Consider the following 21,519-nt stretch of genomic DNA (forward strand, 5'->3'; position numbering starts at 1 on the left):
GCGTGAGCAGGCCGGGTGGCGTGAGTAGGCTGGCGACGTGACCGAGAGAGCCGCGTCCTCCGCGCTACTGACCGACCGCTACGAGCTCACGATGCTCGACGCCGCGCTGCTCGCCGGCACTCACGACCGCGAGTGCGTGTTCGAGGCGTTCACGCGCCGGCTTCCCGATGGACGCCGTTACGGCGTGCTGGCCGGCACCGGACGGCTCCTGGAGCTGATCGAGCAGTTCCGGTTCCAGGATGCCGAGCTGCAGTTCCTGCGCGACAACAACGTGGTGCGCGACGAGACCATCGACTGGCTCGCAGACTACCGCTTCTCCGGCACGATCCGCGGCTACCGCGAGGGCGAGTTGTTCTTCCCCGGATCGCCGTTCTTCATCGTGGACGCCCCCTTCGCCGAGGGCGTCATCCTCGAGACCCTCCTGCTGAGCGTCTTCAATTACGACTCCGCCGTGGCCTCGGCCGCCGCGCGCATGGTGGCCGCGTCGGCCGGTCGCCCGCTGGCCGAGATGGGCTCACGCCGTGCGAACGAGCGCTCGGCGGTCGCTGCCGCCCGCGCCGCCTTCATCGCCGGGTTCTCGGCGACGTCGAACCTCGAGGCCGGGCGCACGTGGGGCGTGCCGACGATGGGGACCGCGGCCCACGCCTTCACCCTCCTGCACGACTCCGAGGAGGACGCCTTCCGGGCCCAGGTGGATGCGCTCGGCCCCGGCACCACGCTCCTGGTCGACACCTTCGACGTCGAGAAGGCGATCGAGACGGCCGTGAAGGTGGCCGGTCCGGAGCTCGGCGCGGTGCGGCTCGACTCGGGCGACCTGCCCAAGCTGGTCAAGCAGGTGCGCCAGCAGCTCGACTCCCTCGGCGCCACGAAGACCCGCATCACCGTCACCAACGACCTCGACGAGTTCACGATCGCGGCCCTCGCCGCCTCCCCCGTCGACTCCTACGGGGTCGGCACCTCCGTCGTGACCGGCTCCGGGCATCCCGCCTCCGGCATGGTCTACAAGCTCGTCGCCCACCGCAGCGGCGACGGCGGAGAGTGGATCTCGGTCGCCAAGAAGTCTGACGGCAAGGCCAGCATCGGCGGCCGCAAGCACCCGATCCGCCGACTCGACGCGCGCGGGACGGCGGTGGCCGAGGTGGTGCACATCGTCGAGAAGGGCGACACGCCGGACGACAGCGGGCGCGACCTCCTGGTGCCGCTGATCACGGACGGCGAGGTGCACCGCGAGCACCTGGGCGTCGAGGGGACGCGCCGGGCGCGCGAGCACCGCGCGCTCGCCATGGCGGAGCTGCCGGACGAGGCATTCCGTCTGGGCCGCGGCGACCCCGTGCTGCCCACGCTCTTCGGCTGAGCCCGGCCGGGCGACGTGGCCCGAGGGCTACTCGCCCTGCAGGCCCTCGTAGATCTCGCGGCAGGTCGGGCACACCGGGAACTTCTCTGGGTCGCGGTTCGGCGTCCACATCTTGCCGCACAGCGCCTTCACCGGCTTGCCCGTGAGAGCCGACTCGAGGATCTGCTCCTTCTTGACGTAGTGCGAGAAGCGCTCGTGGTCGCCCGGCTCCTGGTTCTGCAGGAGCTCCTCGAGCTCGCGGTCGAGCGTCGTCGCCCCGCCGCCGCTCGGCTGGCCGCCCGGCTCGGAGATGCTCGCTTCGTTCATGCCACCAGTTTAGACGCCGTACGGGTGGATGCGTCGGGGATGCCCGACAAGCGCTCGCTCAGTCGTTGCGGTTCGCGAAGGCCATGATCTCGGGCCCGCGGCGGTCGAACACCCGGCCGCCCAGCCAGATCCCGAAGAACAGGGTGGCGAAGCCGATCAGCACCGCCGCCACCGGCGCGATCGCCAGCCAGAACACGTTGACGGTGATCCCGAGAATGAGGAACACCAGCACGGGGGAGGCGAGGATCAGGATGGCGAAGAAGCTCAGCGACTGGACCAGCGCCGCGGAGGCGCCCGAGGTCTGCGGCTGCGTGAACGCGCTGTCGCCCGGTTTCGTCGCCGGGTACGGGAACAGCGCGGACGAAATACTGGAGAGGCCCAGGCCGATGACCAGGATCGCCCCGCTCAGCGCCGCGACGGACGGCAGCACGGCCCAGTCGCCGAAGACGATCGTCGTGGCGATGGAGCCGACCACGAGCACCGGAATGCCCACCACGACCGGCGGGAACATCCGCCCGGCGCGGTCCGCCATGCCGCGCGTGCCCGACACGAGGTGCAGCCAGATCGCGGTGCTGTCGTAGGCCAGGTCGTTGTGGATGCTCCAGCCGAGGAACAGGCACACCAGCGGCAGCGGCACGAGGGCGATGAAGTGCCACGGGAGCCCGGCGAGGGCGAGGGCGACCACCACCGCGACCGGGATCACCGGGATGAGGACGATCGACACCCAGTAGCGCGCATCCCTGCCCCAGTAGGTCATCGAGCGCGCGGCGATCGCGGCGGTCGGGCCGCCGGGCAGCCGGTCGAACCAGCCGAGGCCGTGGTAGTCCTTCGACCGCTGCTCGCGTTCTGGCGACGCGACGACGTAGGCGACGAGCGCCGTCCAGCCGAGCCAGAGCAGGCCGAGTGTGACGAGCGCGATGATCAGCTGCAGCACGGCAGCGCCCCAGTCGCCCTGCGCGGCCGCGCCGGGCGCCGACCACATGGCGCCGAGCGGCGTCCACGCGAGCCAGCCGGCCGCGCCGCCGAGGGCTCCGAGACCGTCGCGGCCCCAGTCGACCGTGACGAGCAGGAGCAGCACAGGGCCGATGAGCACGAGCAGCAGGATGCCGATGACGCCGCCCGCCTCGCGGGAGCGGCGCGTCGAGAGCATCGAGTGGGCGATTGCGGTCGTGACGCGTGAGGCCAGCACACAGGTGAGCACCACCACGACCGCGCAGATCAGGGCGACCAGCACCGTTCCGGGGTTCTGCGACCAGGTGACGACCGTGGTCGCCGCGCAGATGATGAGCACGAGCGACGGGATGCCGAGCAGGCCGGCCAGCAGCAGGCCGGTGGCGAGCGATCGATTCGGGATGCCGAAGAGCGCGAACTCCCGCGGGTCGAGCGTGTCGTCGACGCCGAAGAGCAGCGGGAGCAGGGCGAACCCGGCGAGCACCACCGACCCGATGACGACGAGGACGCTGTGCGTCGCCGCGATATCGGGGACGAGCCGTGCGGCGACCAGCGAGCCGACGACGAGGACGGTGATGAAGCCTCCGTAGAGCAGCCCGATCACCAGGCCGAAGATCTGCCACGGGCTCCGCCGGAAGGCGTTGCCCATGATCCGCAGCTTCAGTCCGAGAAACTGTGCAACCACTCCATGCCTTCCGCTGCCTTGCGACCGCCGGCCAGGTCGACGAAGCGCTCTTCGAGCGTCTGCTCGCCGCGCACCTCGTCGATGGTCCCGGAGGCCAGCACCTGCCCGCGGACGATGATGGCGACGCTGTCGCACACGCGCTGGATCATGTCCATGCCGTGACTCGAGACGACGACCGTTCCGCCCGCCGCGGTGTAGCGCTGCAGGATGTCGATGATGTTCGCCGCCGACACCGGGTCGACCGACTCGAACGGCTCGTCGAGCACGAGGAGCCGCGGCGAGTGGATCATGGCGGCGGCCAACGCGATCTTCTTGGTCATGCCGGCGGAGTAGTCGGCGACGAGGCGGTCGAGGGCGTCCTCGATCCCGAACGCGGCGGCGAGGTCGCCTGTCCGAGCCCGCACGGTCTTGGCGCTCAGCCCGCGCAGAGTGCCCGCGTAACGGAGGAACTGGGCGCCGGTGAGGCGGTCGAACAGCCGGAGCTTGTCCGGCAGCACGCCGATGATGTGCTTCGCACGGACCGGCTCCGCCCAGACATCGACGCCGTGGACGACGACGCGGCCGGCGTCCGGCCGGAGCAGCCCGGTGACGATCGAGAGCGTCGTCGTCTTACCTGCGCCGTTCGGTCCGACGATCCCGTAGAAGGACCCTTCCGCGATGTCGAGGGTCACCCCGTCGACGGCGACCGTGTCGCCGTAGCGCTTCTGCACGCCGCTGATGGTCAGCACCGTCGGCCGGGTCTCCACCGGTTTCGGCGCCTCCAGCACGACGGTCGGGGCGGCGCCCGCCGCGGCCGTCTCGGTCTTCGTGCGTGTGCTCTGCCGCGGCTTCGCCGCGGTCGTTCTCGTCCGCGGAGCGCGCGTGCTCGTGCCGGCGGCGGCCGCAGCCGTCTTCGCCGGGGCACGCTTCGCCCGTGGTGCCGGGCCGGTGTCGGCCCCGCCCTGCGCGGTCGTCGGCTCTGCAGCCTCCGCCATGGTGTCCCCCCTCTGTGATCCCCGTTTCGCCGTCTCCGCCGCTTCCGTCGCCCGACCCTCCTCGGGCTCGGTGCTCTGGGGACGCGCGTGCTCGGAACTCACCCCGCTAACGTACCAATACCCACGCGCCTGCGTACCCCCCGCACGAGCGTGACGCGATCGGTCTGCTCCGAATGTCCTGTGAGGAACATAACGACCCAACAACGACATCCGTCAACCCCTGCCCCCCGTGTATGCCCCCCGGTAGTCTGTGGGAGGCATGAAGGGGTGTCTAAACGCGTAAGCGCGGATGAATTCCTGGGTGAGCCTCTCCCGGGCGAGGCCGGCGGCGACGAAGGAAGTCGCTGCACAGGCCGGGCCGCGTAGGACAAGGAGATGATTGTGACGACCCAGGTAGTGATTCTCGCGGCCGGCATGGGAAGCCGACTCGGACGGAGCCTTCCGAAGCCGCTGACCGAACTGAACGACGGCCGCACCATCATGCAGCAGCAGTTCGACAACATCCACGCGGCGTTCGGCAAGGACGCCCAGGTGACGATCGTCGTCGGCTACAAGCTGGAGCACATCATCGAGGCGTTCCCGGACGCCCAGTTCGTCTACAACGAGCAGTACGACCAGACCAACACCTCCAAGAGCCTCATGCGCGCCCTGCAGGCGTCGGGCCCCGGCGGCGTGCTCTGGATGAACGGCGACGTGGTCTTCGACCCGGCCGTCCTCGTGCGCGGTGCCGCCATGGTGGCCCGCGACCAGACCTTCGTCACCGTGAACACCTCGTCCGTCGCGGACGAGGAGGTCAAGTACACGACCGGCCCGGAGGGCTACATCCAGGAGCTGTCCAAGACCGTCAAGGGCGGTCTCGGCGAGGCGGTCGGCATCAACTACATCTCCTCCGGCGACAAGGCCGCCCTGCTGCGTCAGCTGCAGCGCGTCGGCGACCAGGACTACTTCGAGCGCGGCATCGAGCTGGCGATCGAGCAGGACCGCATGCTGGTCGAGCCGGTGGACATCTCGGACCTGTACGCCGTCGAGGTCGACTTCCAGGAGGACCTGGAGCGCGCGAATCTTTTCGTATAGTCGGATGTCGGCGTGAGCTTTCACGCGGCTTCGATCAATACGATGGGTTCTCGTGACCAGTATCCCGACTGAAGTGCGCCCTGCGCAGCGTTCGCGCTTCTCGCGCTACCGGCACTCGCTCTGGCTGCTGACCAAGCGCGACCTCCGCGTCCGCTACTCGACCAGTGTCCTCGGCTACCTGTGGTCGATCCTCGATCCGCTCGTGATGAGCGCGATCTACTGGTTCGTGTTCACGGTCATCTTCAAGCGCGATGTCGGTGAGAACCCCTACATCGTCTTCCTGCTCGCCGCGCTGCTGCCGTGGATGTGGTTCAACGGCGCCGTCTCGGACAGCACGCGGGCGTTCATCCGCGAGGCGAAGCTGATCCGTTCGACGATGATCCCGCGGACCATCTGGGTGAACCGGATCGTGGCGTCTAAGGGCATCGAGTTCCTGCTGTCCTTGCCGGTGCTGGCGTTCTTCGCCGTGCTCACGGGCGCGCGCCTCAACGTCGACGTGCTGCTGTTCCCTGTCGCGATCCTCATCCAGACGGTGCTGACCATCGGCGTCGGGCTGATCGTGGCGCCGCTCGTCGTGTTCTTCCGCGACCTGGAGCGCGCCGTGAAGCTGGCACTCCGCTTCCTCTTCTACGCCTCCCCCATCATCTACAGCGCCCGCGACCTGCCCGGCGGCTGCGGGGCAGGCATCGCCGCGCGGCATTGTGCCGCCTACCTCACCGCCCATCCCGGCGCGCAGACGGACGTGCTGTTCTCGCTGCACTTCTGGTCTGCGTTCAACCCGCTCACCGGCATCTTCAGCCTCTACCGCTCGGCGTTCTTCGCCGAGGAGCTGGACTGGTTCCTGGTCGGCGTCAGCGCGGCGATGTCACTGGTGCTGCTGGGGATCGGCTGGCTCGTCTTCAAGCACTTCGAGCGTGACGTCCTGAAGGAGATCTGAGTGCCCCCCGTCATCGCCGTCGACGGTCTCGGCGTGCGCTTCCGCCGCAATCGCGGAGCCCGCCGCTCGTTCAAGGACCTCTTCTCCACCCGCGAGCGCCGGGTGCGCCCGGACGACTTCTGGGCGCTCCGCAACGTCAGCTTCGACGTGCAGCCGGGTGAGGCGATCGGCGTGGTCGGGCGCAACGGCCAGGGCAAGTCGACGCTGCTGAAGCTCGTCGCCGGCGTCATGCTCCCGGACGAGGGAACCGTGACCGTGCGCGACGGCGTCGCCCCGCTGATCGAGATCACGGGTGGATTCGTCGACGACCTCACGGTGCGCGACAACGTCTACCTGACGGCCGGCCTGCACGGCATGACCCGCTCCCAGATCGACGAGCGGTTCGGCGAGATCATCGACTTCGCCGAGATCGGCGACTTCGTCGACACCCCGTATAAGCACCTGTCGAGCGGCATGAAGGTGCGCATCGCGTTCTCCGTCATCTCGCAGCTGGAGGAGCCGGTGCTGCTCGTCGACGAGGTGCTGGCCGTCGGCGACCGCGGCTTCCGGGAGAAGTGCTACCGGCGCATCGAGGAGCTCCTCGCGGGCGGGAGGACGCTGTTCTTCGTCTCGCACAACGAGAAGGATCTGCGGCGCTTCTGCGAACGCGGGCTCTACCTCGACAAGGGCGCGCTCGTGCTCGACGGACCGATCGGGGATGTCCTGGAGCTGTACAACGCCGACTACGGCACCTGAGTTCGCGCGTTCTCCCCAGGGCGTGAAACCGTCCCCAGAAAAGATTTCGGCGGGTTCTCCCCGGAAGTGGTGTTCGTGCCCGATTTCGGGGCGTCGAGCGTCGGAGGGGCTGGTTAGCGTCGTCGCATGAATCGTCTCCGGTTTCTTCGCAGCCCCTCTCCCGCCCCTCGTCCGCGCCGCCTGGCGTACCCCGTCCCGTGGCGGGTCGACCGCTCCGCGGCACCCCACTACCGCCTGGTCAATGCGGGGAAGGAGACGCTCAACGGGGTGACCCTGAGCGTCTCCGGAAGCGCGCGGCTGCGGGTCAGCGCGCCCACCTCGGTGCCACCGGGCGAGGCGGTCCGGGCGAGCCTGTCCGGCCCGGAGCCGGCCCGCGACACCGTGCTGGTCGTGCGGTGGTTCCCGCCGGACGGCCGCGAGTACCTCTGGCAGATCAGCTTCTGACGAGAGCTCTCCGGGTCGCACGCGCGGCCCGGAGGGCTCCCGCGGAATACGGGTATCACCGGCATTTTCTGTGACCAACGCGTGAGGTTCGATGTTCGGGGTGCTCGTGCTCTGGAGCAGAAGGGGCGTTCGGCTCTTCACTGATGAACTATGAAGAACCCCGCAGGGACCGCCGCCCTCCTGCTCGGCGAACGCATCCGTCGTGCCCGTGTCCGCCTGGGCCTCAGCCAGGAGGCGATCGCGAGTCTCGCCGCCATGCACGTGACCAACTTCGGCAAGATCGAACGCGGAGGGGCGAACCCCAGCCTGCTGACGATGATGCGCATCGCGGCGGTGCTCGGGACCGACGTGTCGACGCTCACGCAGGACATCTCGACCGAACACCTGCCGAGCGACGTCCGCGTACTGTCGGCTCGCGAGTACCTGAGCGCACGGGAACGGCGTCGCCGGTCGTCTTGATCGGGAACCGGCCTACACTCTGAGGAGATGGCTAAGAAGCAGCAACCGATCATCTCCGTCACCGGAGGACCGTCGCGCGGCGGAGACACTCCACGCGCGGTGAACACGACCCTGGACCGCTTTCTCGGCATCCAACGGCCGGTCGTGGTGGCCCACCTGCGCAGCATCCGCCGCCGTCACCCGGACGCGTCCGCGGACGAACTGGCCCGTATCCTCGAACGCCGGTACCTCGCCGCCGTGACGAGTGGTGGGGCCGCGGTCGGAGCCACCGCCGTCATCCCGGCGATCGGCACCGGCATCACCCTGGCCCTCTCCGGGCTGGAGACGGCCGGTTTCCTGGAGGCGACCGCCCTGTACGCGCAGTCGATGAGCGAGCTGCACGGCATCGCCGTCGACGACCCCGAGCGCGCCAGGGCCCTGGTACTTACGATGATGCTCGGCAAAGAGGGATCCGACCTGGTGCGTCAGCTGGCCGGCCAGTTCGGCGGGGGCGGCGTGACCCGCACTGCCTACTGGGGCGAGCTCGTCACCTCGACGCTTCCGAGCATGGTCGTCGGTCCGCTGGTCGACCGGCTGAAGAACGCGTTCATCCGCCAGTTCGCGGTGCGCGGCGGGGCGAGCATCCTCGCCCGCGCCATCCCGTTCGGCGTCGGCGCCGTGATCGGCGGCACGGGCAACAACATCCTCGGGCGACGCGTCGTGCAGAACGCGCGTCTCGCGTTCGGCCCGCCACCGCTCGTCATCCCCGAGGTCCTCACCCCGAACGAAGGCCCGGGAGCGGTGCGCCGTCTCGGTACGGCGACCGGCACGCGCGTGGTCCGGGTGGGCACCGTGCTCCGGGGCGCACTCCCCCGCCGCGGGCGGCGGAAGGATGCGCCGACGGAGGCCATCGAGTCCGAACTGCCGCGGGGTCCGTACGTCATCGAGTCCGGCCCCTCCGGCGCTCCGGCCGACGCGCCCACAGGCGGTGGGACCGCCGCTGAGGGCTCCGCAGACGACGGCGAGGCGGGAAGCCGGCGCCAGGCCGGCTGACCGCATCCACGGGGCGCCACCGGGTGTTCAGACGATCGGTGGCCGACCTGCTGCCGTCATCCGCGCCACGGTCCTCCACCGCAGCGGGCGTCGCTCGCCCGGGTCGGTGCGCCAGCCCTCGGCCCAGCCGCCGAACCACGCACGCAGGACGGCGGGCTTGCGGAACCAGCGCAGCAGCTGGATGCCGGTCCACGATCCGACATAGAGCGGGATGAGCAGGGCCGGGAGGTTGCGGCGGGCCAGCCAGACGCGGTTCCGCGCGTTGAGCCGGTAGTAGTAGGAGTGGCGGGTCGGCGACACGGACGGATGCTCCGCCACGAGGTCGCCCGCGTACCAGACGCGCTTGCCCTGGTCCCAGACCTTCCAGGCGAGGTCGATACCCTCGTGCGCATAGAAGAACGGATCGGCCCAGCCGCCGGTCTGCTCGAAGACGGCACGCGGGAGGACCACGGCGGCCTCGAGCACGGCGAACACATTGCTCGAGCGCTCCGGGTCGCCCTTGCGGATGCGCGGGATCCAGCGCCGGGGCGCCGGCGCGCCGTCAGGCACGCGAAGCCGGGGCTGCAGCATCCCGATGCCGGGGTCGTCCCGGAGCTTGGCGACGGCGTCCGCCAAGAACGTGTGCGACGGGATGTCCGCATCGTCGTCGAGGAAGAACAGCCACTCGCCGCGCACCAACGGCACCCCGGCGTTGCGTCCGGCGGGGATGCCCACGTTCTCGGGCAGGGCGAGCACGTGCACGCCTGCGGGAAGCGCCGGGTCTGCGGTGGCCGGGTCCCACCCGTTGCCGACCACGACGACGTCGGTGGTCACGCCCTCCTGGGCGAGCACCGACTCCACGCCGCGGCGCAGCTCGACCGGCCGGGCGCCCTGCGTGAGCACCACGACCGCGACCGCGGGCAGCTCAGCCACGGACCCGCCGCGACGCCATGATGGTCACGAAGTGCCCGATCAGCGCCAGGATCGACAGCGGGACGAGCGCACAGAGCAGGATGCGGTCGGCGAGCGTCGCGCCGATGAACAGGCCGACGATCGAGAAGACGAAGATCAGGATGGTGAGCTCCACCGAGTGGTACAGCCGGTGGAACGGAAGGAACTTCGCGGCACGCCGCAGCGTCGCGATGAGCCCGTGCGTCGGCGCGTACTCCGACTGCGTGTCGGCGAGCTTTGGCAGTCCGGCGTTGGCGCGCGCCACGCGCACCATGTCGTTGAGCGCCTTGTTGAGCACGATCACCAGGGCGAGCAGGGTGCCGAGGTTCGTCCAGAGGAAATCCTCCGGCGTCTCCAGCGGATAGCCCGCCGCGCGGATGCCGAGGACGATCGCGATCAGCGTCTCTGTCGAGTAGTGGCCGACATTGTCGAGGAAGATGCCCGCGGGCGACGACGTGCGGCGCCAGCGCGCCACCTCGCCGTCGCAGCAGTCCACCAGCATCTGCAGCTGGCCGAGCACCAGTGCGAGAGCCGCGCCGGCGATGCCCGGGATGAGCAGGGCCGCGGCGGTCGCCCATCCCGTCAGAATCATCAGGCCGGTCACGCCGTTCGCCGAGATCGAGGTCTTGAGCAGCACCCACGTCAGATACGGCGACAGGTTGCGGAGGTACAGCGAGGCCGTCCAGTGCTCCGCGTTGCGGCGTCCGCGCACCTCTGGGGGCTGCGCGACGGCCTTCAGCTCGGCGATCGAGGACGGACGGGCGCCGTGCGCCGCAGGTCCGGGTGCGGTCATGCCTACCTTCCCGTGTGGGCCGTGATGTTGCGGGTGAGCGACAGGTATCCGAGGACGAAGCCGATCCCCCAGCTGAAGTGGATGCACGGCAAGACTACGAGAAACCACAGGAACGGGCGAAAACCGTCGCGTCGCCCCCAGAGCAGCGCGGAGATCACGACGATCACCACGTAGAGAGCCGGGATGGCGAAGCCCCAGAGCAGCCACGGCGCGGCGCCGAGGAGGGCCTGGATGATGCCGACGATGCCGAGCACTGTGCCGACCGCGACGCCCACCACCATCACGGGCGGTGCGAAGTAGCGCAGGCCATTGGATGCCGGGAAGCGCCGCGCGAGCTCGCCCCGCCAGATGCCGGTGGAGAAGAACTGCCGGGCGAGCCGGTACAGGTTCGGCCGGGGGCGGTAGGTGACCTTGAGCCGCGGCGTGAACCAGACCGTGCCCCCCGTGGTGCGGAGGCGCCGGTTGAGCTCCCAGTCCTGGCCGCGCTTGATCTCCTCGTCGAAGAGGCCGACCTCGATCAGGCGATCGCGGCGGAACACGCCGAGGTAGACCGTCTCGGCCGGACCGGCCTCGCCGCCGACATGCAGCTTCGTGCCGCCCAGGCCCACGCGGCTCCCGTATGCGCGCGCGACGGCGCGCTCGAAGTCGGTGGTGCCCTGCGCATCCATCAGTCCGCCGACGTTGTCTGCGCCCGTCTCCAGGATGGTCTCCACGGCGACGCGCGCGTAGTCCGGCGGAAGGACGCTGTGCGCGTCCACCCGGATCACGATCGGGTACTGCGACTCGCGGATGGCGAGGTTCAGACCGGCGGGCGTCGAGCCCACGACGTTGTCGACGACCCGGATGCGGCTGTCGACGGCCGCGAGCTCCTCGACCAGCTGGGTCGTCCCGTCCATGCTCGGACCGAGGGCGATGGTCACCTCGAACGGCCCGGCGTAGTCCTGCGCCAGAAGGCTGTCGACGGCGGCCCGCACGTGGGTGACCTCGTTGAGCACGGGCATCACGTACGAGACACCGGGGAGGGTGTTCACGATGTCGTCCGGCATCTGGTCCTTCGCTGTAGCGGGTCGGCGTCGAGCCTATCAGCCGGGTCTGCGGCGCAGCCGGGAACGGGGAAGGGCCGCCCCGCGCCTGCGGGACGGCCCTTCTCGGTGTGCTCGGTCGGCGCGATCACTCGGCCGGGAGGGACCCCAGCGTCACGGTCGCGGTCTTGGTCTGACCGTCGCGGATGTAAGTGACGTCGACCTTCGAGCCGGCCGCCTGCGCCCGGACCTGTGCGGTCAGGTCGGTGGCGTCGGTGATCGGGGTGTCGTCGAGGTTCACCACGATGTCGCCGGCCTTGAGGCCCGCACCGGCCGCGGCGCCGCCGCTGGTGACGCTCTTGATCAGTGCGCCGACCGTGGTGGCCTTGCTGTCGGTGCTCGCGTCGGCGACCGACGCGCCCAGCAGGCCGTGCGTGGCGGAGCCGCTCTTGATGATCTCGTCGGAGACGCGCTTGGCCAGGTTCGACGGGATGGCGAAGCCGACGCCGATGCTGCCGGACTGCGAGCCGTCGGAGCTGGAGCCGCCCGCGCTGGCGATGGCCACGTTGACGCCGATCAGCTCGCCCTTGCTGTTGAGCAGCGCACCACCGGAGTTGCCGGGGTTGATGGACGCGTCGGTCTGGATGACCGGGAGCGAGATCGTTCCGGCGCTCTGCTGCTGTTGCTGCTGCTGCTGCTGACCACCCTGGTCGGGGAAGTCGAAGTTGAACGGGTTCTGGCTGCCGCCGTCGCTGTTCGAGTCGTCCTTCGGAGCGGCCGAGGAGGCGATGCTGATGCTGCGGTTGAGCGCGCTGACGATGCCGTCGGTGACCGTGCCGGAGAGGCCGAGCGGCGCACCGATGGCGACCGTGGTGTTGCCCACGTTGAGCTTGCTCGAGTCGCCCCAGCTGATCGGGGTCAGCCCGGACGCCTTGTCCAGCTTGATGACGGCGAGGTCGGTGGTCGGGTCGGTTCCGACGATCTTGGCCGTGTAGATCTTGCCGTCGTTGTCGGTGACCGTCACGTTGACGTTGGCCGCCTGGCCGTCGAGCGTCACGACGTGCGTGTTGGTGAGCACGTAGCCGTCGGAGGTCAGGATGATGCCGGAGCCGGTGCCGCCGGAGCTCGACGCGCTCACCGAGATGGTGACGACGCTCGGGGACGCCTTGGCGGCGACCGCGGTGATGGTGCTCGCGTCGTTGGAGTCGTTCACCGTGATGTTCTGCGGGCCGGAGACGGTCTTGATCGTCGCGTTGCCGCCGTCGGTGGCGGCGTAGATGCCGACACCGGCTCCGGCGCCGGCGATGCCGCCGACGAGCGCGCCGATGGCGAGCGTCGCGATGATGAGGCCGGTGCTGCGGTTCTTGGCGGGCTTCGCCGGAGCCGTGGCGGTCGCGGCGCCCGGTGCGCCGGCGTAGCCCTGCTGGTGGGCGTTGGGGGCGTAGGGCTGCTGCTGCGGCTGCTGGCCGTACCCGGCGGGCTGGCCGAAGGCGCCGTTGCCGTAGTGCGGCTGCTGGGGCTGCTGCGGCTGCTGCTGCTGGCCGTACGGCTGCCCGTAGGTCTGCGGCTGCGGCTGGTGCTGCTGCGCCTGGTACGGCGCGCCGGTGGGCTGCGGAACCGTCGGCTGCGCGGCGGTGGGCTGCGGCTGGGTCGGCTGTGCGGCGGTTGGCTGCTGCTGCGTCGGCTGTGCGGCGGTGTCGCCGGTGCTCTGCGCGGCCGGGGCGGTCCATCCGGCTCCGGCTGCGGGAGCCTGCTCGGCCGGGGTCTCGGCCGCGGGGGTCTGCGCCGCCGGAGCGGCGGAGGTCTCGGACGGCGCTGCGGGGGTCGCGGCGCCGATGTGCTCGATGCTGGTGCGCTCAGTGCCGGCAGCATCCACGACCGCGTCGGTGTCGGCGTCGTGCTGGGGCTTCGCGGGCTCCGGGGTGTTCGGGGTGTCGGTCATGGTGTTGCTCCTTCCAAGCACAGACAGCTTGGGATGCGAACCTGGGCGTTCTATTTGCCGTTGCTGTGGGCGACCTTCTGCGTGTCGATGACTCTCCCCAACGTACCCAATGGGTTGGATGCGAGTAAGGCCGTAGCGTTGTCCTATGACGATCACGGGAGGCTGGCGGCGCGCCGCCACGGGTGCAGGACTGCTCGGAGCCGACGGCTCCGTGCGGCCGACGATCTTCGCCGAGATGAGCGCGCTGGCGTCGAGGACGGGCGCGATCAACCTCGGCCAGGGGTTCCCGGACGAGGACGGACCCGCCGCAGTGCTGGAGGCGGCCGTGGCGGCCATCCGCGACGGGGAGAACCAGTACCCGCCCGGGATGGGCATCCCCGACCTCCGCCTGGCCGTCGTCGAGCACCAGAAGCGGTTCTACGGCATAGAGCTCGACCCGGACCGGGAGGTGCTCATCACCGCCGGCGCGACCGAGGCGATCGCGGCGACGCTGCTCGCGCTGCTCGAACCGGGCGACGAGGTGGTCACATTCGAGCCGTACTACGACGAGTACGGCGCCGTGATCGCACTGGCGGGCGGCGTGCACCGCACCGTGCCGCTGGAGCAGCCGGCCTTCCGCCCCGACCTCGACCGGCTGCGCGAGACGGTGACCGACCGCACACGCGCCATCCTCGTGAACACACCGCACAATCCCACCGGCAGCGTGCTCGACCGGGAGACGCTCACCGCGATCGTAGAGCTGGCCGAGCGGCACGACGCCGTGATCGTCACCGACTCCGTCTACGAGCACCTGACGTTCGGGCCGGAGCACATCCCGATCGAGACGCTGCCGGGTGCCCGGGAGCGCACGATCGCGATCTCGTCCGGTGGCAAGACCTTCAACACGACGGGCTGGAAGGTCGGCTGGTTGACGGCCCCTCCGGAGCTCGTCACCGCGGTGCTCGCCGTGAAGCAGTTCCTCACCTACGTGAACGGCGCGCCGTTCCAGCCGGCGATCGCCGCAGGGCTGCGGCTCCCGGACGCCTACTTCGCCGGCATCGCCGAGGCTCTGGCCCGCAAGCGGGATGTGCTCTCCGCCGGGCTCGCCGCCGCCGGCTTCGGCGTCTTTCCTTCGGACGGGACCTACTTCGTGGTCGCCGACGCAGCCCCGCTCGGCTTCCCGGAGGGCGTCGAGCTGTGCCGTCGGCTGCCGGAGCTGGCCGGAGTCGTCGCGGTGCCGCTCGGCGCGTTCAGCCGGGGCGAGTATGCGGCGCGGACCGCATCCCTGGTCCGGTTCGCGTTCTGCAAGCGCATCGACGTGCTCGAGGAGGCGGCACGGCGACTCGCCGCGCTGCCCCGCTGAGCGATCGACACCGGCAGCGGCATCGACCGATCCGTCACTGGCGGAGTTCGCCGGCGAAGAGCTGCGCCGCCCGAAGCCGGCCGCCGATGTCGGCGACGCACTGTTCGAACACGGCCTTGGCCTTGGTGGCGCCGATCGCCCCGCCGCTCACCGCCGCGCCCACATGGTCGCGCGACAGCCGGGCGACCAGGCGTCCCTCCTGATCGACCTGGAACCGCAGCAGGAAGGTGATCCGCAGCTGCGATCCGGCGAGGCCGCCGAAAAGCACCGTCATGGCGGTGCTTCCCCGCTGCACCGTGAACGCGCCGTTCGGCGCCGGCGTCACCGCGAAGCCCTGCCCGCGCAGGGCGTCGAGGACGATCCCGCGGCCCTGCTCGTGGTCGCCGGCGAGGAAGAAGTCGTGCGTCGTCGCCATCAGAGCGGACTCACCCGGTAGCGGCGCAGGGCCAAAGCGGGATTGCGCTCCCGCACCTCGCGCACCCGCGCGACGGATACGTCGGCGACGGCGACGCCGGTCGTGTCGGCGAGTCCGGCCAGCGTGACCCCCATCGGATCGAGGATCGCGCTCGCGCCGACCCCGATCGACGGCGGGTGGTCGGCCGCGGCGACGTAGAGGGTGTTCTCGATGGCGCGCGCCGCGAGCAGCGTCGACCAGTGGAACTCCTTCAGCGGGCCGCGCACCCATTCGGCGGGCACCGCCACCAGCAGCGCGCCGGCGTCGGCGAGGCGACGCGTCACCTCCGGGAAGCGCAGGTCGTAGCAGGTCTGGAGGCCGACGGTCACGCCGTCCACCTCGAAGGTCTGCGGCTCGTCCAGGTCGCCCGGGACGACCCACTCGGACTCCTTCGCCCCGAACGCGTCGTAGAGGTGCTGCTTGCGGTACGTCGCGAGCACGTCGCCCGACGGCCCCACCGCGACGAGGGTGTTCGAGAACCGGTGCGCCTGATCGGTGCGCTCCACGAGGCCGGCCACCACGAACAGCCCGTGCTCGCGGGCGGCGGCGGAGAGGGAGCCGACGAAGTCGCCGTCGAGCGGCTCGGCGTTCCGGGCGAACGACGGCCCGAGCGGATCGGTGAAGTAGGAGGCGTACTCGGGCAGGATCACGAGGCGGGCGCCGCGGGATGCCGCGACCGCGATGAGGCCGGCGACCACATCCCGGTTGTGCACCCGATCGTCGCCCGGCGCGAACTGGGCGACCGCGACCACGATGGTGCGGTCGTCGACGGTGAGCTCTGCGGGTCGGTCGGTCATGGCGCCACCTCCACGTGCGGGATCGCCTCGGTCACGGGCCGCGGCGTCTCCACCGGCAGGACGATGCTGATGGACGTTCCGACCCCCTCCTCGCTGGCGATGTCGAGGCGGCCGCCGTGGGCCGTCACGATGGCCTTCGTGATGGTGAGGCCGAGTCCGACGCCCGGAACCGCGTTGCGGGTGGCAGTGGAGGCACGGAAGAAGCGCTGCGACAGCTGGCTCAGCTCCACGGCGGGGATGCCGATGCCGGTGTCCCTCACGGCGATGACCGCTTCGCCGCCCTCCTGGCGCAGTGCCACGGTGACGGTGCCGCCGGACGGCGTGAACTTGAGCGCGTTCGACACCAGGTTGTCGACCGCCTGGCCGAGCCGGAGCGTATCGCCCCGGACATCGACGGTGTGGTCGGGGACTTCGGCGACCAGGGTCACGCCCGCGTTCGCGGCGACCGGGCGGGCGGACTCCACGGAGGCGGAGACCACGGCGTTCAGCTCGACGTCCTTGATGTCGAGCGGGAACCGCCCCGACTCCACCTGTGCGGTGAAGAGCAGGTCGCCGACCAGACGGAGCAGCCGGTGCGCGTTGCGCTCGGCGACCGCCAGATACTGCAGCTGCTCCTCCGACAGCGGATCCTCGTCATCGTCGCGCAGCAGCTCCAGGTAGCCCAGGATCGAGCTCAGCGGCGTCCGCAGCTCGTGCGAGATGAGCCCGACGAACTCGTCCTTGAGCCGGGCGAATTCGCGCGCCTCCGTCATGTCGGTCGCCACGAAGATGAAGCCGACCCGGTGGCCGTTCTCGTCGAGGCGCGGTGTCGCCGCCACCTGGACGACGACGCGCTTGCCGTCCGGCCGCACGTACGTCCAGTCGCGCACATCCGCCGATCCGGCACGGACGGTGTCGACCAGGGCCGAGAAGTCGTCGGTGCTGGAGACGGTCGTGAACCGCGCATCCATATCCTGCAGCCGCTCCGCGAGCTCGGACGACAGGTGGAAGTCGATGATGTGGTACTTGCCGTCGAGCACCTGCTTCTCGGTCAAGCCGAGCATCTTCTCCGCGCCGGGGTTCCATACGTCGATGAGTCCGTCGAGGTCGGTGCCGATGACGGACTGCTCCGTCACGGCGTTCCAGATGCTCTGGATGAGGCGGTTCGCCGTCTTCAGCCTCGCCTCGTTGAGCACCAGCTCGTCCTGCGCCTGCACGGCCTGGGCGAGCAGGGTCTCCTGTCGGTCCCCGGCCTCCCGCGCCGCGGCCAGCTGCACCCGCATCCTGTGCGCGATCTCGTTGATCACGATCGCGACGATCAGGTAGATGACCGGCGAGAAGAACGCGCGGACGACGTCGCCCGCCGACCGGGTGGCCCCGTCCACCACGAGCGGCGCCAAGAGCACGACGAACGTCGTAAGCGAGGCGATGAGGATGTTGATCCGGCCCGCCTCGGAGGCGATCCAGACGAACGGCAGCAGTGTCAGCACGACGAACGGCGAGGCCGATGAGCCCGTCCCGAGCCGCAGCAGCCCGACCGCGAGCAGCGACAGAACCGGGATGACGACCGCCCACTCCGGATGCAGATGCCGCCACGGGATGATGAGCGAGAACACGGTCGCGACGACCACCAGGGCGATGCCGGCCAGGAACAGCGGACCGTTCGTGATGGGCACGCCGTTCGGCAGAGCGGCGATGAGCGCGGCGATCGCGAAGCCGACGATCGTCGGGACCTGCTTCATGAACGCCGAGGGCGAATCCAGCGGGAGGCGGCTGAGCCACCGGTCGAGGGTCATGCGGGCTCCCCCAGTTCGAGCATCTCGCGGATGCGGGTCGACAACACGCGCGGGCTGAACGGTTTGACGATGAAGCTGTCCGACCGGTCGGCCACGACACCGTGGTCCGTGAGCAGCTGGACCGACGCCGACACCATGAGGATGAGGGTCGAGCGGGTGCCGTCGTCCGCGCGGATCGCCTCGGCCACCTCCACGCCGTTGAGTCCGGGCATCGAGATGTCGAGGACGGCCAGGTCGATCCCGCCCGCCTGGACGGCGGCGAGGGCGGCGGAGCCGTTGTCGACGGCTGCGACGATCTCCACCCCCGCGCGGTTCGCAGCGATGGTCATCAGCCCGCGGATGTCGTCGTCATCGTCCGCGATGACGACCCGCTTACGCTCAGGCATGGAGGAACACCGTCCGGACGACGACGATCGCGGCGCAGATCAGCAGCGCGATCCCGCCGTAGAGCGGGAGGCGGAACTCCCAGCGGCGGTCGCGATCCAGCTCGGCCTGGATGCGCTCGCGGAGGTCGCCGGAGGGTTCGGCGGCGTCCCCTGCGGGCGGTCCGGACGAGTGTCGGGCTGGGCTCACCGTGCGTCCTCCTTCTCCGCGCCAACCCGGGCGGCGGCTTCGTCCAGCAGAACGGGTACGCGGTCGTAACGGCCCACGTCGGCGGCTACATGGCTGTCCGTGGAGGCGACGATACGCGCTCCGGCGTCCAGCAGCGCCGCGATGGCGTCCGGGCCGGGGCAGTTCCACTTCTCGTTGACCTCGACGATGGTCCCGGTCGCCGCGGCGGCCTGGGCCCAGGCCGCGAGCCGCTCCGTCCCGAGCTGCGTCTCGTCGAGGCCGACCTTCGGCAGGATCGAGAACCAGTGCGCCAGCTGCGCGTGCGGAGTGCGCTCCATCGCGCGGATGCTGCCCTCGATGAGCAGGTCGAGCGCGTCGTCGTCCGACAGGCCGGCGTCGAGCCGCGCGCGCGTAGCCGTGGGCGACCAGGGGCCGTCCGTGCCGGGGAACTGGTGGTCGCCGATGACGACGGCATCCACCCCACCGGAGCCGACGACCAGGCCGGGTGGGATGTCGACGGCGCCCGACGCATCCAGCAGCTTCGCCTCCACCCCGGTGAGCACCGTCAGACTGTCCGGGACGCGCTCCCCCGCGACCGCGGAAAGGAACTCGGGGACCCAGGTCGTCGACGCGCGCACGTGGTCGGTGAGGCGGATCGTCCGCAGGCCGACGGCAGACGCCGCGGCGATGTTCTCCGCCAGGGTGCTCCGCGCGTCGTCCGAGAACGTCGAGTGGACGTGGAAGTCGCCGTGCAGCAGCGCGGGCAGCCGGCCGGCCTCCGTCGCGCTCACTCCTCCGGACCCTCCGCGTGCGCCGCGTTCTCGGAGACGAGCACGTCGCCGGGAGCGAGGAAGACGTCCTCCAGGAACCGCACGTTGGCGAGCTCCTCGAAGTCGACGGCCGACGGCACGGGCCGGCCGAGGACCAGGTCGAGCAGGAGGGACGGCATGTCGACCCCGGCCGCGATGGTCAGCGGCATGGCGCCGGGGAAGCGCGGGTTCACCTCGAGCAGCGCCGGGATGCCGTCGGTGCTGTACCGCAGCTGCACGTTCGCGACGCCCGTGAGGCCGATCGCGCGGGCGACCGCCGCGGCGGTGTCGGAGAGCTCGGCCCGCCGCACCGTTCGTCCGGCGATCGAGACGCCCGAGTCCACGCGCTCCCGCGATCGCGGGACGGCCGCGATGACGTTGCCGTCGAGCCCCGCGAGGACGTCGACGGAGAACTCCTCGCCGGGCAGGTTCTCCTGGATGATGATGCTCTCGTCGGTGCCGAGGGCCTCCAGAGTGCCGCGATCCGCGATGAGGCGGACGCCCCGTGATCCGGCGCCGCTGCGCGGCTTGATGATGACCGGGAAGGTCCAGTCGGCGCCGACGCCCTCCCCGTTCAGCAGCCGCGTGACCGGCACGCGCGCCTGGTCGCCGACGCGCTGGACGAGGGCGAGCTTGTCGAGGCAGGTCACCAGGGTGTCGTGCGAGGGCGCGGCCAGCTTCGTGCCGACCGCCTCGAGCTCGTCGCGGCGCGCGGCGAGCCCCGGGAGCTCGACGTCGACCGTCGAGAACAGCACGTCGATGCCGTCCTCCCGGCTCATGCCGATGAGCGCATCGACGAAGCCGTCCGAGCGCCCGGGCGGCACGATCCGCCTACGCCCCTCCTCCACCAGGTACAGGCCGCTGGCCCATCCGTCCATGTCGGCCGCGTAGACCTCGATATCGTCGCGGGCCAGCAGCGAGCGGATCACCGCGACGCCGGCAGGGCCGCCGGCTCCCGTCACCAGGACACGGGTACGGGTGGAATCGGTCATTCAGCGGTCCTGTTCAGTCGGTTTCCCGCGACGCGCGCGTCGGAGTGGATGGCGGAGGCGGGCACCGAGATGTCGGCGGTGTCGCGCATGACCTCCAGCGGTTCGCAGTTCTTGCCGCCGCCGAAGCGCGACCAGTAGCGCGCCGTCGCGAGCACGAAGTCCGGCTCGAGGTATCCGCGCAGCTCGGTCTGCGAGCGGAAGCAGTCGATCAACTGCAGCTTGGTCTCGGTGAACCCGTCGATCGGGACGAAGCGGGTGGGACGGAAGTCGATGGTGGCGGACGGGCTCTGGTAGCAGCAGACGGTCCGCACCGACCGGGTGGCGACGTTCGTCGCGGCGTGCACCGCGCGGTGGTCCTGATGGCGGTCGTGCGACGAGTGCGTGTAGACGATGTCCGGCTGGATCTCGGCGACGACCCGCTCGATGATGCCGACCGTCGGATCCGCCGCCGAGATGTGGGTGTCCTCCAGGTCTTCGAGGAACAGCCGGGCGCCGAGCAGCTCGGCCGACGCGAGGGACTCGTGCTGCCGGTCGTCGGCGTCGCCGCCGCGAGCGCCGCGCGACAGCGTGAGGATCACGACGTCATTGCCCGCGTCACGGTGCGCCGCGAGGATGCCGCCGACGCCGATCTCGACGTCGTCGGGGTGAGCACCGATCGCGAGCACCACCTGGCGGCGCGCAGCTGCTCGCTTCACGCGCCCTTCTGCGGCGAGACGGTTGACGATCGCGACCAGCTCAGCCGAGGCGACCGGTTTGCTCAGGAACTCGTCCGCCTGGGCCCGAAGCGCCGAGACCGCGTAGTCGACCGAGACGTGCGCGGTCATCACCACGACCGGCATGCCCGGATACTGGGCGCGCAGCTCCTTGAGCAGATCGAGGCCGGTGATGCCGGGCATCTCGATGTCGGTGATGACGAGGTCCGGCTCGAACTCGGCGATCGTCGCCAAAGCGATGGAGGGATCGGTGACCGCGATGGCGACGGCATCCGCGCGCTTCTCCAGCACGGTCTTCATGAAGAAGGCCACATCCGGGTCGTCCTCGACCACGACCACCCGGTACTTCGTCACGACACTCGCCATCGCATCCCCTATCTGGGAACGACTCTAGTAGGACGCCCGGTCCACACGAGAGGACGCGCCCGGGCGGGTGTTCGCGATTTC

At 70.3% G+C, this 21,519-nt stretch carries 23 protein-coding genes; 8 read left to right on the forward strand and 15 right to left on the reverse strand.

What is annotated here, in order from left to right; all coding sequences use genetic code 11:
* Positions 1-37: 37 nt before the first annotated feature.
* Complete coding sequence (locus H284_RS0103045; protein WP_020075106.1) at positions 38-1,354, forward strand: nicotinate phosphoribosyltransferase; 1,317 nt, start codon at positions 38-40, stop codon at positions 1,352-1,354.
* Positions 1,355-1,381: 27 nt separating this feature from the next.
* On the opposite strand, the gene H284_RS0103050 is transcribed toward H284_RS0103045, so the two are convergent.
* The 3 genes from H284_RS0103050 to H284_RS0103060 are packed head-to-tail and all read right to left on the reverse strand — an operon-like array spanning position 1,382 to position 4,270.
* Positions 1,382-1,660, reverse strand: a complete 279-nt coding sequence (locus tag H284_RS0103050) for a DUF3039 domain-containing protein (protein ID WP_018190512.1) — start codon at positions 1,658-1,660, stop codon at positions 1,382-1,384.
* Between the two features lie 58 nt (positions 1,661-1,718).
* On the reverse strand, positions 1,719-3,296 hold the full coding sequence (locus H284_RS0103055; protein WP_231371058.1) for a hypothetical protein: 1,578 nt from the start codon (positions 3,294-3,296) through the stop codon (positions 1,719-1,721).
* Positions 3,272-4,270, reverse strand: coding sequence for an ABC transporter ATP-binding protein (locus tag H284_RS0103060; protein ID WP_020075108.1), 999 nt, complete (start codon positions 4,268-4,270; stop codon positions 3,272-3,274). Before H284_RS0103060 ends, H284_RS0103055 begins: the two co-directional genes overlap by 25 nt.
* A gap of 381 nt (positions 4,271-4,651) precedes the next feature.
* On the opposite strand from H284_RS0103060, the gene H284_RS0103065 reads away from it, so the two are divergent.
* The 6 genes from H284_RS0103065 (at position 4,652) to H284_RS0103090 (ending at position 8,951) form a co-directional block, all read left to right on the forward strand.
* Complete coding sequence (locus H284_RS0103065) at positions 4,652-5,344, forward strand: phosphocholine cytidylyltransferase family protein (protein WP_029042798.1); 693 nt, start codon at positions 4,652-4,654, stop codon at positions 5,342-5,344.
* Positions 5,345-5,417: 73 nt separating this feature from the next.
* The gene (locus H284_RS0103070) at positions 5,418-6,281 is read left to right on the forward strand and encodes an ABC transporter permease (protein WP_018190508.1); all 864 of its coding nucleotides are present in this window, start codon (positions 5,418-5,420) and stop codon (positions 6,279-6,281) included.
* Positions 6,282-7,016 carry an ABC transporter ATP-binding protein gene (locus H284_RS0103075; RefSeq protein ID WP_018190507.1) on the forward strand — a complete coding sequence of 245 codons (735 nt, stop codon included), beginning with the start codon at positions 6,282-6,284 and terminating at the stop codon, positions 7,014-7,016. It begins immediately after the preceding gene.
* A 126-nt stretch (positions 7,017-7,142) separates the two neighbouring features.
* Positions 7,143-7,460, forward strand: a complete 318-nt coding sequence (locus tag H284_RS20835) for a hypothetical protein (RefSeq protein WP_155885440.1) — start codon at positions 7,143-7,145, stop codon at positions 7,458-7,460.
* Positions 7,461-7,610: 150 nt separating this feature from the next.
* Complete coding sequence (locus H284_RS0103085) at positions 7,611-7,919, forward strand: helix-turn-helix domain-containing protein (RefSeq protein WP_020075110.1); 309 nt, start codon at positions 7,611-7,613, stop codon at positions 7,917-7,919.
* Positions 7,920-7,946: 27 nt separating this feature from the next.
* Positions 7,947-8,951 (forward strand): hypothetical protein, encoded by a 1,005-nt coding sequence (locus H284_RS0103090; RefSeq protein WP_020075111.1) that lies wholly within the window; start codon positions 7,947-7,949, stop codon positions 8,949-8,951.
* 27 nt (positions 8,952-8,978) lie between these two features.
* On the opposite strand, the gene H284_RS0103095 is transcribed toward H284_RS0103090, so the two are convergent.
* The 4 genes from H284_RS0103095 to H284_RS0103110 form a co-directional block, all read right to left on the reverse strand.
* Positions 8,979-9,863 (reverse strand): glycosyltransferase family 2 protein, encoded by an 885-nt coding sequence (locus H284_RS0103095; RefSeq protein ID WP_020075112.1) that lies wholly within the window; start codon positions 9,861-9,863, stop codon positions 8,979-8,981.
* Positions 9,856-10,674 (reverse strand): CDP-alcohol phosphatidyltransferase family protein, encoded by an 819-nt coding sequence (locus tag H284_RS0103100; RefSeq protein ID WP_018190502.1) that lies wholly within the window; start codon positions 10,672-10,674, stop codon positions 9,856-9,858. The genes H284_RS0103095 and H284_RS0103100 overlap by 8 nt, the downstream gene beginning before the upstream one ends.
* 2 nt (positions 10,675-10,676) lie before the next feature.
* Entirely contained in the window at positions 10,677-11,720 is a 1,044-nt protein-coding gene (locus H284_RS0103105; RefSeq protein ID WP_018190501.1) for a glycosyltransferase family 2 protein, read from the reverse strand.
* 124 nt (positions 11,721-11,844) lie between these two features.
* On the reverse strand, positions 11,845-13,638 hold the full coding sequence (locus H284_RS0103110) for a S1C family serine protease (protein ID WP_020075113.1): 1,794 nt from the start codon (positions 13,636-13,638) through the stop codon (positions 11,845-11,847).
* Positions 13,639-13,783: 145 nt separating this feature from the next.
* On the opposite strand from H284_RS0103110, the gene H284_RS0103115 reads away from it, so the two are divergent.
* The gene (locus H284_RS0103115; protein ID WP_020075114.1) at positions 13,784-14,980 is read left to right on the forward strand and encodes a pyridoxal phosphate-dependent aminotransferase; all 1,197 of its coding nucleotides are present in this window, start codon (positions 13,784-13,786) and stop codon (positions 14,978-14,980) included.
* Between the two features lie 34 nt (positions 14,981-15,014).
* Here the strand turns inward: H284_RS0103115 and H284_RS0103120 are convergent, their stop codons facing one another.
* The 8 genes from H284_RS0103120 to H284_RS0103155 are packed head-to-tail and all read right to left on the reverse strand — an operon-like array spanning position 15,015 to position 21,438.
* Entirely contained in the window at positions 15,015-15,395 is a 381-nt protein-coding gene (locus H284_RS0103120) for a hypothetical protein (protein WP_020075115.1), read from the reverse strand.
* Positions 15,395-16,231, reverse strand: coding sequence for a carbon-nitrogen hydrolase family protein (locus H284_RS0103125; protein ID WP_020075116.1), 837 nt, complete (start codon positions 16,229-16,231; stop codon positions 15,395-15,397). The genes H284_RS0103120 and H284_RS0103125 overlap by 1 nt, the downstream gene beginning before the upstream one ends.
* Positions 16,228-18,006, reverse strand: coding sequence for a sensor histidine kinase (locus H284_RS0103130; RefSeq protein WP_020075117.1), 1,779 nt, complete (start codon positions 18,004-18,006; stop codon positions 16,228-16,230). The genes H284_RS0103125 and H284_RS0103130 overlap by 4 nt, the downstream gene beginning before the upstream one ends.
* Positions 18,003-18,392, reverse strand: coding sequence for a response regulator (locus H284_RS0103135; protein WP_020075118.1), 390 nt, complete (start codon positions 18,390-18,392; stop codon positions 18,003-18,005). The genes H284_RS0103130 and H284_RS0103135 overlap by 4 nt, the downstream gene beginning before the upstream one ends.
* On the reverse strand, positions 18,385-18,579 hold the full coding sequence (locus H284_RS0103140) for a hypothetical protein (RefSeq protein WP_020075119.1): 195 nt from the start codon (positions 18,577-18,579) through the stop codon (positions 18,385-18,387). The genes H284_RS0103135 and H284_RS0103140 overlap by 8 nt, the downstream gene beginning before the upstream one ends.
* Complete coding sequence (locus H284_RS0103145; protein ID WP_020075120.1) at positions 18,576-19,349, reverse strand: PHP domain-containing protein; 774 nt, start codon at positions 19,347-19,349, stop codon at positions 18,576-18,578. Before H284_RS0103145 ends, H284_RS0103140 begins: the two co-directional genes overlap by 4 nt.
* Positions 19,346-20,359, reverse strand: a complete 1,014-nt coding sequence (locus H284_RS0103150; RefSeq protein WP_020075121.1) for an ATP-grasp domain-containing protein — start codon at positions 20,357-20,359, stop codon at positions 19,346-19,348. The genes H284_RS0103145 and H284_RS0103150 overlap by 4 nt, the downstream gene beginning before the upstream one ends.
* Positions 20,356-21,438 (reverse strand): response regulator, encoded by a 1,083-nt coding sequence (locus H284_RS0103155; RefSeq protein WP_020075122.1) that lies wholly within the window; start codon positions 21,436-21,438, stop codon positions 20,356-20,358. Before H284_RS0103155 ends, H284_RS0103150 begins: the two co-directional genes overlap by 4 nt.
* Positions 21,439-21,519 lie beyond the last annotated feature (81 nt).

This window comes from Cryocola sp. 340MFSha3.1 (assembly GCF_000383315.1).
GTDB lineage: Bacteria > Actinomycetota > Actinomycetes > Actinomycetales > Microbacteriaceae > Leifsonia.